This window comes from Okibacterium sp. HSC-33S16, from assembly GCF_024171565.1.
Lineage (GTDB): Bacteria > Actinomycetota > Actinomycetes > Actinomycetales > Microbacteriaceae > Mycetocola_A.
Genome location: NZ_JALJZZ010000001.1, coordinates 1,045,853 through 1,058,260 on the forward strand (window position 1 = coordinate 1,045,853; position 12,408 = coordinate 1,058,260).

At 62.3% G+C, this 12,408-nt stretch carries 12 protein-coding genes and 1 pseudogene; 7 read left to right on the forward strand and 6 right to left on the reverse strand.

Going from position 1 to position 12,408, the window contains the following annotated elements; all coding sequences use genetic code 11:
- Position 1: 1 nt before the first annotated feature.
- Positions 2-355, reverse strand: a complete 354-nt coding sequence (locus L1277_RS05075) for a DUF3099 domain-containing protein (RefSeq protein WP_253375229.1) — start codon at positions 353-355, stop codon at positions 2-4.
- A 101-nt stretch (positions 356-456) separates the two neighbouring features.
- Between L1277_RS05075 and fabG the strand changes: the two genes are divergently transcribed.
- Positions 457-1,179, forward strand: a complete 723-nt coding sequence (fabG, locus tag L1277_RS05080) for a 3-oxoacyl-ACP reductase FabG (protein ID WP_253375230.1) — start codon at positions 457-459, stop codon at positions 1,177-1,179.
- A gap of 282 nt (positions 1,180-1,461) precedes the next feature.
- Here the strand turns inward: fabG and L1277_RS15755 are convergent, their stop codons facing one another.
- From L1277_RS15755 to L1277_RS05095, 3 genes are all read right to left on the reverse strand, one after another.
- A complete protein-coding gene (locus tag L1277_RS15755; protein WP_308215079.1) occupies positions 1,462-2,001 on the reverse strand; it encodes a pentapeptide repeat-containing protein in 540 nt (179 codons plus the stop codon).
- Between the two features lie 699 nt (positions 2,002-2,700).
- On the reverse strand, positions 2,701-3,372 hold the full coding sequence (gene serB, locus L1277_RS05090; RefSeq protein ID WP_253375232.1) for a phosphoserine phosphatase SerB: 672 nt from the start codon (positions 3,370-3,372) through the stop codon (positions 2,701-2,703).
- A complete protein-coding gene (locus L1277_RS05095; RefSeq protein WP_253375233.1) occupies positions 3,369-4,613 on the reverse strand; it encodes a glucose-1-phosphate adenylyltransferase in 1,245 nt (414 codons plus the stop codon). Before L1277_RS05095 ends, serB begins: the two co-directional genes overlap by 4 nt.
- Positions 4,614-4,660: 47 nt before the next feature.
- Between L1277_RS05095 and glgA the strand changes: the two genes are divergently transcribed.
- The 3 genes from glgA (at position 4,661) to L1277_RS05110 (ending at position 7,067) form a co-directional block, all read left to right on the forward strand.
- Positions 4,661-5,851 carry a glycogen synthase gene (gene glgA / locus L1277_RS05100; RefSeq protein WP_253375234.1) on the forward strand — a complete coding sequence of 397 codons (1,191 nt, stop codon included), beginning with the start codon at positions 4,661-4,663 and terminating at the stop codon, positions 5,849-5,851.
- 57 nt (positions 5,852-5,908) lie between these two features.
- Entirely contained in the window at positions 5,909-6,691 is a 783-nt protein-coding gene (locus L1277_RS05105; protein WP_253375235.1) for an ABC transporter ATP-binding protein, read from the forward strand.
- Positions 6,692-6,815: 124 nt separating this feature from the next.
- On the forward strand, positions 6,816-7,067 hold the full coding sequence (locus L1277_RS05110) for a type B 50S ribosomal protein L31 (RefSeq protein ID WP_121658590.1): 252 nt from the start codon (positions 6,816-6,818) through the stop codon (positions 7,065-7,067).
- Between the two features lie 153 nt (positions 7,068-7,220).
- Here the strand turns inward: L1277_RS05110 and L1277_RS05115 are convergent, their stop codons facing one another.
- Both L1277_RS05115 and treS read right to left on the reverse strand, forming a co-directional pair.
- Positions 7,221-7,922 (reverse strand): exonuclease domain-containing protein, encoded by a 702-nt coding sequence (locus L1277_RS05115; RefSeq protein ID WP_253375236.1) that lies wholly within the window; start codon positions 7,920-7,922, stop codon positions 7,221-7,223.
- Positions 7,923-7,958: 36 nt separating this feature from the next.
- Positions 7,959-9,692 carry a maltose alpha-D-glucosyltransferase gene (treS, locus tag L1277_RS05120; RefSeq protein WP_253375237.1) on the reverse strand — a complete coding sequence of 578 codons (1,734 nt, stop codon included), beginning with the start codon at positions 9,690-9,692 and terminating at the stop codon, positions 7,959-7,961.
- 116 nt (positions 9,693-9,808) lie between these two features.
- Here treS and L1277_RS05125 point away from each other — a divergent pair, with 116 nt between their 5' ends.
- From L1277_RS05125 to L1277_RS05135, 3 genes and pseudogenes are all read left to right on the forward strand, one after another.
- A complete protein-coding gene (locus L1277_RS05125) occupies positions 9,809-10,783 on the forward strand; it encodes an alpha/beta fold hydrolase (protein ID WP_253375238.1) in 975 nt (324 codons plus the stop codon).
- 56 nt (positions 10,784-10,839) lie between these two features.
- Positions 10,840-11,367, forward strand: a complete 528-nt coding sequence (locus tag L1277_RS05130) for a hypothetical protein (protein ID WP_253375239.1) — start codon at positions 10,840-10,842, stop codon at positions 11,365-11,367.
- Between the two features lie 489 nt (positions 11,368-11,856).
- Positions 11,857-12,408, forward strand: a pseudogene (locus tag L1277_RS05135) (13E12 repeat family protein); the annotation flags it as partial.

Genomic DNA, 12,408 nt, shown 5'->3' on the forward strand with positions numbered 1-12,408 from the left:
ATCATGCGCTCCGCTTGTCTTCATCGGAGTTCGACCAGGTGCCAGGCTCTCCATCGCCCGATGGCGTCGGCTCCGCCGGTGCGGGCCGTGATTCAGGGTCACGCAGCGGAACGAGAGCGCCCGGACGCAGGACCTCGGGGCCCTTCGCGGTTGTACCGACATTAGCCAGCACCACGGCGATGTACGGCAGGATAATCGCTCCCGCAACGCACAACGCGAGCCACCAACCGTGCACGAAAAGCATGAGGACGAGACAAACAACACGAATGCTCATGGCAATCGAGTACTTGATCATCCGACTCCGTCGCTCCTCTTCGGGCGACGGTGGGAGAGACGTGATGGATGGCTGTTTCATCACCCTCAAGACTACGCTCCTTTGTCAGCCCATAAGCTGGTTCACAGCGGGAGCGCACCTTGGCTCACGTCTTCACACTGCCCCAACCGGAAGGTTCATTCTTGGTCCAGACATCTGCCACTCCTCGCACGGTCCTGATTACCGGTGGAAACCGCGGAATCGGCTTCGCCATCGCCGAGGAATTCGTGGCACAAGGACACCGAGTGGCGGTCACCGCCCGTTCCGGTGAGGGCCCCGTCGGCAGCCTCACGGTTCGTGCGGACGTCACAGACGCGGCATCCATTGATGCCGCATTTTCCGAGATCGAGCGTGAGCTCGGGCCGGTGGAAGTCGTCGTCGCCAACGCCGGCATCACCAAAGACACGCTGCTCATGCGGATGAGCGAGGACGACTTCGACAGCGTTGTGAACACGAACCTCGGCGGCGCATTCCGCGTGGTCAAGCGGGCGTCAAAGGGCATGCTCAAGGCTCGGTTCGGTCGTGTCGTGCTGATTTCAAGCGTTGTTGGGCTCTATGGCGGTCCCGGTCAGGTCAACTACTCAGCGTCGAAAGCCGGTCTCGTGGGGATGGCTCGTTCGATCACCCGGGAGCTGGGCGCTCGAGGAATTACCGCGAACGTCGTGGCCCCCGGATTCATCGAAACCGATATGACGGCTGAGCTGCCAGACGCCACCCAGGCCGAGTACAAGAAGAGTATTCCTGCTGGCCGCTTCGCCACGCCGTCCGAGGTCGCCAAGGCCGTTGCCTGGCTCGCCGGGGACGATGCCGGCTACATCTCCGGGGCTGTGATCCCCGTCGACGGCGGCTTAGGTATGGGCCACTAGACCCCTTCCGCCATGGCGCCCAGCGGCAGGCTTGGGCGCCATGGCACCAGGACGAATGCTGCCTCAATCCTGACGGCACAGGGAGCCGTTGCGGACTGTGGACGGCGCGCTGGCCGTGATGCTTGAGATCGACTGAACACTGCCCAAGGTCCGCGACGATCATGTGAGGTCGCGTTCGCCACGGGGCACCAGATCTGCGTGGTCACGCAGGATACTCCGTCGGTTTCGATGGCGCGGAGGCCGCATACGCCGGGCGAAAAAATTCTGAACCGCTCATAAGTTTTACCAGTGGGTGGGCCTTTCCACGTCGGAGGGGAGAATGGTCGCGTGGTCGCCTCGTGCGGCGTTGAGCTGTGGCTGAGTCACGTACAGCGCTCGAGACAGGTCAGCACCGTTCAGCCGCGTGTCTCTGAAGTCGACACCGAGAAGGTCCACCCCCGACAGGTCGCAGCCTCGCAAGTCTGCCCCGATGAGGTAGGCACCTCTGAGATCTGCACCACACAGGCGGCGGGAGCTGAGATCCTTGCCCATCAGATCTGCGCCCGGCCTCAGCGAGGAATCTAGGTGGTCGTGGCCCAACGGAAGATAGGACGCTCGCACTTCTTCGCTGACGCTGATAAGCGTTGACCGGACTTGAGAGTGAAGACCCTGAACATCTAACGCAAGCAGAATCGACACCTCGTCTGCGAGGGCTCGCTCGATCGCGATCCTGAGCGTTACTGCCCGATGTGAGATGTCGGGATCGAAGGTCCTCTTTTGTGCCTCGGCGAGATACCAAAGCATCTCGTGGAGTTGCCTTGCAGCCCCGAACGCGGAGAACATCTCGCCTTTGGTCTCGGGCTGGTCGATCCAGCTCTTGCCGGCGAAGAGTCCTTGGGAGACGTGCTGGCCCGCTCCGAAGCAGTCAAAGACGGTGCAGCCTCGGAATCCTCGTGGCCGCAGACTTTCGTGGATTGTGCACGCGAAGTTCTCTGCCAGATTCTGGCAGGGAGAACCGGCGGGTTTGTTGATGGGAAAGTCCGCGGACCGGGTGAATCCAAATGCCGTACAGCACAAGGCAAAGCAGTTGCCGCAGTCGGCACGAAGGGACGGGCGATCGAGCGCAGGTGAAGAAAGCTCGAGCGAGTTCGATGGTGACATGTACAAGTGATCTTCCAATGGTGAGTTCTGTAGGTGGTCAGCGTGCGGGGAAACTCCACGTGGAGTTCCCCCTCGCGGACACACGAAATCACGGCTCCTCTGTTAAGGAGCGAGCGGGAATCGCTAGAGAGACTCTGGGTCACAGAGAAAAATGAAATATCACTGACTTCAGACTAGCTGAATTGGCGCCGCGGCAGAATGGTGCGGGCGGCAATCAAGAAATGGCTCGAGCCTCCTCGACAAAGGTGACGGGCTGCTACTGGCTTAAGCCAGCCGATTCACGGACGCGACATCGATCGAGTACGAAACACGCCATTGAGGGTCGAGGCCCCCACTGGCGGGTAGGAGCGCTGTCTCCTCAACGCGAGGTGACCGCAGAGCTCAGCCGCGCAGGCCGATCAGGGGAAGCACGTCGCTCAAGTCGATCCGCCCAGCCGTCACATCGGCCCGTTCGCGGACCGCTGGCTTCGCGTTGAACGCGACACTCAAACCGGCCACGCCCATCATGAGCAGGTCGTTCGCCCCGTCGCCGACCGCGATCGTCTGCCTGAGTGGCACCTCGTTTTCGGCGGCCCACTGGGTGAGCGCGTCGGCTTTGGCCTGCGCATCAACGATCGGGCCAAGAACCCGGCCGGTCAACCGACCGTCGACAACCTCGAGACGGTTCGCACGCAAGTGATCCAGTCCGAGCGCAGCGCCCAGCGGATCAAGGAGTTCGTGAAACCCACCCGAAACCACTCCGACTCGAGAACCTCGGTCGTGAAGCCCTGCGATCAGCTCCTGGACACCGGGCGTGACGGTGATGCGCGAGCGGACGACGTCAAAAACCAACCCCTCCAGGCCCGCGAGCGTTGCGACGCGCTCGCGCAGGCTCGCCGCGAAATCCAGTTCGCCGCGCATTGCCCGTTCCGTCACCGCAGCCACGTGGTCGAGCGAACCGGCTTCTTCGGCCAGCAGTTCGATCGCTTCGTTCTGGATGAGGGTGGAATCGGCGTCGAGCACGACAAGGAAACGTGCCGGCTGGGAAGCATCCGGCGTCGAAAAAACACTCATGGAGTGACGCGCACTCCCTTGCCGACGACGGTCAATCCGGACTCGGTCACGGTGAAGCCGCGAGCACGGTCCCTGGCGTGATCCACACCGATGGTCGCCCCAGCCTCAACCACGACGTCCTTGTCGAGGATGGCGCGCTGCACCACCGCGTCAGGCTGAACTTCGACCCGGTCGAACAGCACGCTGTCGACGACTCGCGCACCCGACTCGATTTTCGACCACGATCCCAGCACACTGCGCTCAATGTGCGCTCCGGAGATCAGCGACCCGAGCGAGACGATCGAGTCGATGGTCGTGCCGAGGTTACCCTTGGCATCGCGAACAAACTTCGCCGGGGGAGAGTTCAGCTGCTGGCTGAAGATCGGCCACTCGTTGTTGTAGAGGTTGAAGATCGGCAATGTCGAGATGAGGTCCTGGTGGGCCTCAAAGAACGAGTCGATCGTTCCGACGTCTCGCCAGTAGTACCGGTCTCGATCGGTTGACCCTGGAACGTCGTTGTGCTTGAGGTCATAGACACCGGCGTCGCCAGCGTCGACGAAGGCCGGGATGATGTCCCCACCCATGTCGTGGTTCGAGTCGGTGCGTTCGCCGTCACGGATGACAGCCTCGATCAGCGCCTCCGTCGTGAAAACGTAGTTGCCCATTGACGCGAGCACCTCGTGCGGCGCGTCGGCAAGCCCCTCAGCATCGGTGGGCTTCTCGAGGAACTCGGCGATCTTGGTCGGGTCGTTCGGGTCGAGCTGAATCACACCGAACTGGTCGCTGAGTTCGATCGGCTGGCGAATGGCGGCCACTGTTGCGCCACGGCCCGAGTCGATGTGTGCCTGGACCATCTCACGGAAGTCCATCCGGTAGACGTGGTCCGCGCCGACCACGACAACGATGTCGGGCTTTTCGTCTCGAATGAGGTTAAGGCTCTGCAGGATCGCATCGGCGGAGCCGGAGAACCACCGCTTACCCAGCCGCTGCTGGGCGGGCACGGACGCCACATAGGAGTTCAGCAAACCGGAGAGCCGCCACGTCTGCGACACGTGCCGGTCCAGGCTGTGCGATTTGTACTGGGTGAGCACAACGATCTGGGTCAGCCCCGAGTTGATGAGGTTGGACAGGGCAAAGTCAATAAGCCTGTACTGACCAGCGAACGGGACTGCGGGCTTCGCTCTGTCGGCCGTGAGGGGCATCAGGCGCTTGCCCTCACCCCCGGCGAGAACGATGCCAAAGATCTTCTTCGATGCGACCATGCCCCCAAGACTATTGCCTGCCCCAGAGCTGTACTAGCGTTCGTGTCATGCGAGTTGATCTCTTGACCCGGGAATTTCCCCCGGAGGTATATGGCGGAGCCGGAGTGCACGCCGCAGAACTGGTGACGGCCATGCGCACCGACATCGATGTCACCGTGCGGTGTTTCGGTGCTGAGCGCAGCGAGCCCGACACGTTTGCCTACGGGATTCCCGCTGAATTGTCCGGAGCCAATCCCGCCCTGACCACTCTCGGTACCGATCTGCTGATGGCGCAGGACGCCGGGGGAGCGGACCTCGTGCATTCGCACACCTGGTATGCGAATGGCGCAGGCCATCTCGCCAAGCTGCTCCATGGCATCCCGCACATTGTCACTGCCCACAGCCTTGAGCCTCTTCGGCCGTGGAAAGCCGAGCAGCTGGGCGGCGGTTACCGCGTGTCGAGCTGGATCGAGAAGACGGCCTTCGAAGCAGCGGATGCTGTCGTGGCCGTCAGCAATGGAATGCGGCGTGACATTCTGCGGAGCTATCCGGCGCTGGATGAGTCTCGCGTGCACACCATCTACAACGGCATTGACCTCTCACAGTGGCGACCGGTGTCTGACGACGATCTCGTGCGGTCCCTCGGTATCGACCCAAGCCGGCCCAGCGTGGTTTTTGTCGGACGGATCACCCGTCAGAAGGGGCTGCCGTACCTCTTGCGCGCTGCAGCGCTGCTGCCGCCGGACGTCCAGCTCGTCTTGTGTGCCGGCGCGCCGGACACCCCGGAGATCCTCGCTGAGGTGGAGGCGGGCGTCCGTGAACTGCAAAAACAGCGCTCGGGTGTTGTCTGGATCGACCGCCTGTTGCCCCGCAACGAGCTGTGCGCCATCCTCACCGTCGCCACGACCTTCGTCTGCCCGTCCGTGTATGAACCGCTCGGCATCGTCAATCTGGAGGCCATGGCCTGCGGCGCCGCTGTCGTCGGCACGGCAACCGGTGGAATCCCGGAGGTCGTCGACGACGGCGTGACCGGTCGGCTCGTGCCGATCGAGCAGGTGACCGATGGCACAGGCACCCCGGTGGACCCCGATCGCTTTGTCGCTGACCTCGCCGCGACACTGACGGAGGTCGTTTCCGATCCGGAACGGGCTCGTCGAATGGGCGAGGCCGGTCGGAAACGGGCGGAGTCAGAGTTCAGCTGGGCCCAGATTGGCACACAGACCATTGAGTTGTACCGATCGGTACTCGCCGGATCCTGACCGGCGCACCGGTCCGAATGGACGAGGGGATGGCTCTCGTCCGGATAGGCTTGAAGCATGTCGAGCGTTTTGCAGTTGAGTGATGTTTCGGTCGTGCGCAATGGCCGTGCGATCGTGGATTCCGTGTCCTGGTCAGTCCAACCTGACGAGCGTTGGGTCGTTCTCGGCCCCAACGGCGCTGGGAAGACCACGGTGCTTCAACTGGCGTCGACGCTGATGTATCCGAGCCGCGGAACGGTTGACATCCTCGACTCTGCGCTCGGCAAAGTCGACGTCTTCGAGCTTCGTCCCCGGATCGGTATCGCCTCAACGGCGATGTCTCGCCGGGTCCCAGCTGACGAGAGCGTGCTCAACGTCGTCATGACAGCGGCATATTCGGTCACCGGACGGTGGAACGAGGAATACGAAGACATCGACATCAAGCGTGCGAAGCGTGTCCTGGCCGAGTGGCACCTCGAGGAGCTGGCCGACCGCACGTTCGGCACCCTCAGTGACGGCGAGCAGAAGCGAGTGCAGATTGCCCGCGCCGTGATGACCGACCCCGAGCTGCTCCTCCTCGATGAGCCGGCCGCCAGCCTCGACCTGGGCTCTCGTGAAGAGCTCGTGACGCTCCTCGGCGGGTACGCGCAGTCCGAAGAGTCACCGGCCATCATCATGGTCACCCACCACGTTGAGGAAATCCCTGTCGGCTTCACCCACGCGCTGCTGTTGAAGGACGGCGGCATCGTCGCGAGCGGACCGCTTCGCGAGGCGCTCACTTCGGAGAGCCTGACGACGACCTTCGGGCTGCCGATCGAACTGAGCGAGAATAACGGGCGGTTCTCTGCCCGTGCCCAGTAACGCTGTCTATCTGATAAAGTAGGTAGCTGGCCCGAGGGGCCACAAGCTTTCTTGCCGCACGTCGAGTTTTTTGAACGTGAAGCGCGAGACTGAAACAATCCACACGACTCACAAGGAAGTCCTCATGAAGACTGACATCCACCCCGACTACCAGGCTGTAGTTTTCCGCGACCTCGCTTCGGGCGCAACGTTCCTCACCCGTTCGACGGTGACCAGCTCCAAGACCATGGAGTGGGAAGACGGAACCACCTACCCGGTGATCGACGTTGAAATCTCCTCGGAGTCGCACCCGTTCTACACCGGCAAGCAGCGCATCATGGACTCGGCCGGTCGTGTCGAGAAGTTCAACCAGCGCTTCAAGGGCTTCGGCGCCTAAGCCACAGCTTTTTCACAAAGAAAGACCCGCAACCACTGTTGCGGGTCTTTCTTTGTGTGTTCGGGCCCGGCGTGACGGAAGCGAACGCAGGCACGCGACACGGCGCGTCGCTGATCGACGCACGCAGGCGGCATCCGCTTTCCGCAGAATGCGTCAGCGAACGGGCCAGCCCGCCGAGGCGACGTATGTCGCGTCTCGGGTGCGCCGCATGTACTCCTGGAAGCTGTCTGACTGCTCCTGGCACCATCCGGTCTGAAGCGTGTGCAGTTCGAGCGCATCGATGTCGAGGGCCCGTTCGTGAGCACGAGCGATCGCCTGGGCCACCCGCCCCGCCGCGATGGCATCGGCGCCGGCGTCGTGAGCGTCGGTGAGCTCTACACCGTAGAAGGCAGCAGCGGCTTCGAGCGTGCGCTTGCCCTTGCGGTACTTGTCGAGCGCTTTGTCGATGACCAGCGGATCGATGACAGGCATCGGGTTGCTAAGCGGCGGGATGCCGTGACGCAACGCCTCGTTGAACAGCAACGACAGGTCATACGGCGCGTTGTAAATCACGACGGGTGTGCCCTCGTCGAAGATGTCACGGAGGGTCTCAACGATCTCGGCGACCACAACGGGTGCGGAGCGACCCACCGACCGTGCGTACTCGGTTGTGATGCCGTGCACGGCGGTCGCCTCGCTCGGGATCTCGACGCCCGGGTCGGCGATCCAGTCGCGACGACGCAGGACGATGCCGTCTTTGTCGAGAACCCCGACGTTGGCGGAAACGATGCGGCTGGTTGTCACGTCGATACCGGTGGTCTCCAAATCGAAGACGGCGAGCGATTCTGACCAGTGTTTGACAGCTGTTGTTTCCACGGTTGTCACTTTAGGCGCGACGACCGACAGCCCCTCTCAACCGCGACGGTGTTGCGAAAACGGCGAGTCGGTCTGGCGTGCAACGTGCAGCCAATAGAAGCTCTGCGTGCCGATCGTGAGGGTCACGGTGCCCGTGTCGTCGAACGGAGGAAACTCACCTCCGCCGAACAGGTCGAACAGCCGACACCCGGCGAGTTCCGGCGCCGAAATGGTCGTCGCGATCGGATGGTGCGAGAAACTGAAGACGCAGAGGATCTCTTCCTTCTCGTCGCCGAACCGAGTGGTCCCACGGTAGCTGCGAACAAAACTCAGCACCGATTCGTGACTGGAGTTCAGGACGTCGATGCTCCCGAGCCCGAACGCCGGGTGGCTACGCCGGACGTGGATCACGTTGCGAACCCAGTGCAGCAATGACCGGGACTGCGCGAGCTGTGACTCGACATTCACGAGTGTGTAGTTGAACACCAGCGACTGCACAACGGGAAGGTACAGCTTCCCGGGGTCAGCCGATGAGAAGCCGGCGTTCCTGTCGGGAGTCCACTGCATGGGCGTGCGTGACGAGTCCCGATCGGCGAGCCAGATGTTGTCACCCATCCCGATTTCGTCGCCGTAGTAGATGAACGGGCTGCCCGGTAAGGAAAATAACAGTGCGTGCGCCAGCTCAAGTTCCGCGCGGGAGTTGTCGAGCAGGGGAGCGAGCCGCCGGCGAATGCCGATGTTCGCGCGCATGCGGGGGTCGTAGGCGTACCAGCCGTACATCGCCTGCCGATAGTCCTCACTCACCATCTCCAGCGTCAACTCGTCGTGGTTGCGCAGGAAGACGGCCCAGCCGGCCCACTCCGGAACCTCCTGCGTTTCCGACAGGACCCGTGCGAGTTCTTCGGCCTGCTGGGATCGGAGCGAGTAAAAGATGCGTGGCATGACCGGAAAGTCGAACGCCATGTGGCACTCCGGCTCCTCGTCGGTGCCGAAGTACTCGGCAACCTCGCGTGGCCATTGGTTCGCCTCGGCGATGAGCACGCGTCCCGGGTATTCAAGATCCACCATGGCGCGAAGCTTCTTGACGAAGTCGTGGGTCTTCGGTTCGCCCTCCCCGTTTCCCTCATCCGATTCGTACAGGTACGGAATTGCATCGAGACGGATGCCATCAACTCCGAGATCAAGCCAGTACCGCACGGCCTCGAAAATGGCTTCGTGCACGGCGGGGTTCTCGAAATTGAGGTCAGGTTGGTGCGAAAAAAACCGGTGAAAGAAGAACTGGCGGCGAACGGGGTCGAAGGCCCAATTGGAGTCTTCGGTGTCGGTGAAGATGATCCGGATGTCGGGCCACTTTTCGTCGGTGTCACTCCAAACGTAGAAGTCGCCGTACGGGCCGTCGGGATCCTCGCGGGACTCCTGGAACCATCGGTGCTGGTCGGAGGTGTGGTTGAGCGGCATGTCGATGACGATGCGCATGTTGCGCTCGTGTGCCTTGGTGACGAGGTCGCGGAACTCCTCGAGGGTGCCGAACTCCGGGAGAATGGCGCGGTAGTCAGACACGTCGTACCCGCCATCGCGCAGGGGAGAGGCGTAGAACGGCGGAAGCCACAGCGCGTCGATGCCCAGCCATTGCAGGTAGTCGAGGCGGGTGGTCAGGCCCTGCAGGTCACCGGCGCCGTCGCCGTTACTGTCGACGTACGAGCGCACCATCACCTCGTAGAAGATCGCCCTGCGATACCAGAGTGGATCACGCGCAAGGCCGGGTAGCTGGATAGGAGCGGTGAATGTCACTGAATTCCAATCACGTCGCGGTGAGGGTAATCAAGTGCTCGCTGAGTACTCGAGCAAAGTCTAGGCGCGGGCCCTCGGTGTGAACGTCAGCGACAATGCCTAAACTGGGAATCGTCATGACACCTAAATCGCCATACTCCGCCCTCCTCGGCCGCATCCCGGTCACGAAGCACTCGGTGTCGATTGGCGGGAGCCGCACAACGTGGTGGGAGTATGGCACCCCGTCTGACCAGCCGACACTCGTGCTGGTGCACGGGTTCCGCGGCGATCATCACGGCCTCGAGCCGGTCGTTGCCCATTTGCCGGGCTTTCACATGATCAGCCCTGACCTTCCCGGCTTCGGAGAGAGCGAGCCGCTGCGGCTCAGTCATCACGACATCGACGGCTATGCGGGCTGGCTTCACCGGTTCGTCGACGCACTCGAGCTCGATACGCCGCCCGTTCTTCTCGGTCACTCGTTCGGGTCGATTATTGTCTCCGCGGCTTTGGCGCGCACGACCCTCACAACGCCGCAGGTGGTTCTGGTGAATCCGATTGCGGCACCGGCGCTGGCGGGGCCACGTGGCATCCTGACCCGCCTTGCTGTCTTGTACTACAAGATGGGCGCGATCCTGCCCGAGCGGCTTGGCTTTGGCCTCCTGCGCAATCGGATCATCGTTCGCATCATGAGCATCACGATGGCGAAGACGAGAAGCACATCGCTGCGTCGGTGGATTCACAGCGAACACGACAGGTACTTCAGTGCGTTCAGCGACCGAAGCGTTGTTTTGGAAGCGTTCACGGCATCCGTTTCATCAGATGTCAGCGAATTCGCGACGTCAATCGATGCCCGAACGTTGCTCATTGCCGCTGATCGCGACGACATCACGCCGGTCAGTGCCCAGCACGCGCTTGTCGATCTCTTTCCGGATGCCACGCTTGAGGTGCTCTCCGACGTTGGGCATCTCATTCACTATGAGCTCCCCGCTCAGGCGGCGTCGCTGATTAAACAATTTCTTGTGCCCGGTCGTCAGCCGGGAGAAAGACCCGCGGGAAAAGCCGCAGCAGGGGAGAGCCCAGCTGACGCCGACTCAGATGAGATCGCGCGATGAAACTCGTTGTTGATTGCCGATGGTTGAGCGATGATGCCGGCGACCCATTGAGTCGGATGAGCCGTGGACTCATCCACGCGCTGGCCGAGCGGCGGAGTTTCATCATGCTCGTTGGTCCGGAGACGAGGCTTGAAGCGCTTCCTGACCTGCCGTGGGAGTTGTTGCCCAGCCCGCTAAGCCCGACCGAGTTTTTCACGGGGCGACGCCTCAACTCAATCGGTGCTGACGTGATGTTCTCGCCGACGCCGACCTGGGGTGGGTTCGGCCGTCGCTATGGTCTCGTCATCGCCGGTGGCGTTCCGCACGTACGGGAAGGTGCGACCTGGTCGGATAAGGCTCGACTCTTCCTGTGGCGTTTTCCGCTCACGCGCAGTCTTATGACGCGTCGAGCAGATGTGATCGTCGGGGTGTCCCGTGCACAGGAGCGAAGCCTCCTCACGGGAAGCGCGACCGGGCAGCCGGTGATTACCCTGCATTCAGACGACACATCGAGTGACCACCCTGCCGCGTGGCGTGCGGCTGCGCAGCAACTTGAGCAGGTGTTGATCGACCTCGACAATGCCCGACGGAGCGCCTCGAAGTAGGACAACGCTCCTCACCGATGCCCGGCCGTCAGCGACTCCTCCCTCGACCGATGGCGATTGCCCTCGTGGACTACACCGCCGGGTGTGCACCACGATTCCCGCTCGGAGTTCGGTTCGGGCTTCAGGGCAGTGCCGCGGACAAGAAAAGGCGCGACAAGGAATGGGAAAACACATTCCATTGTTCAGCCTTCTCGAGTTCAGCAGCTTCGAACTAATGTCGGTGGTGGGGTGTTCACTTGAAGTATGGAAAACGACGATGTAGTCGGTGCTCCCGGCGAACAGACTAACGATCCACCCGGCAGTGGTGTGGTGCACCGGCAACCAGAGCCGGAACCCCTGATAGACAGTCCTCACCCTCACGAGCAGCCGCAGGTGCGGGTGGATCCGCCGTGGTTTCCGGGGGGCCCGGGGTTGTGGCCGTCGGGGGAGCATCCTGCGCTTCCGGAAAAGATTTACTCGAGCATTCGGCGGTGGCGGGAGCCGCCGCGGGTGAATGAGCTTGATCCGGCAGTGGTGAAGACTGCCCGTGATACGTCCCGGTTGCTGGACCCGCGAGACGTAGTGCCCCTCCCGGAAGAGTTGCTGAATCCGTGTCTGGAGTCGGACGGAATCCCCACTGACCCATTCATTCCGCTACCGCCGGGTGCAGTGTTTGTGCATGTGCCGTTTCGGGATGACCCGCCTGCACCGCCGACGCCGTTCGCTCGAACCGCGAACACTTGCAGCAGGATGCTCGACGCGGTTGTTGAGGTGGAGAGGCTGGAGGCGACGCAGGCGGCGTGGAAGGCGGAGTTCGTTGACCGGGCCTGCACTCTTGCGCTGGTGAACGAGGAAGGAGTGATTGCGGGGTCGAAGGATGTGTTGCAGCGTCGGGAGATGGCGTTGCGATGCTTCATTTCGGAGTTAGCGTGCGCGTTACGGATCCCGGAACGCACCGCCGGCATCTTGGTGGAGGAGAGTCGGGTGTTGGTGCACCGGTTGCCGTTGACGATGAACGCGTTACGGGCAGGGGAAATCAGTTACCGGCATGCCCAACAACTC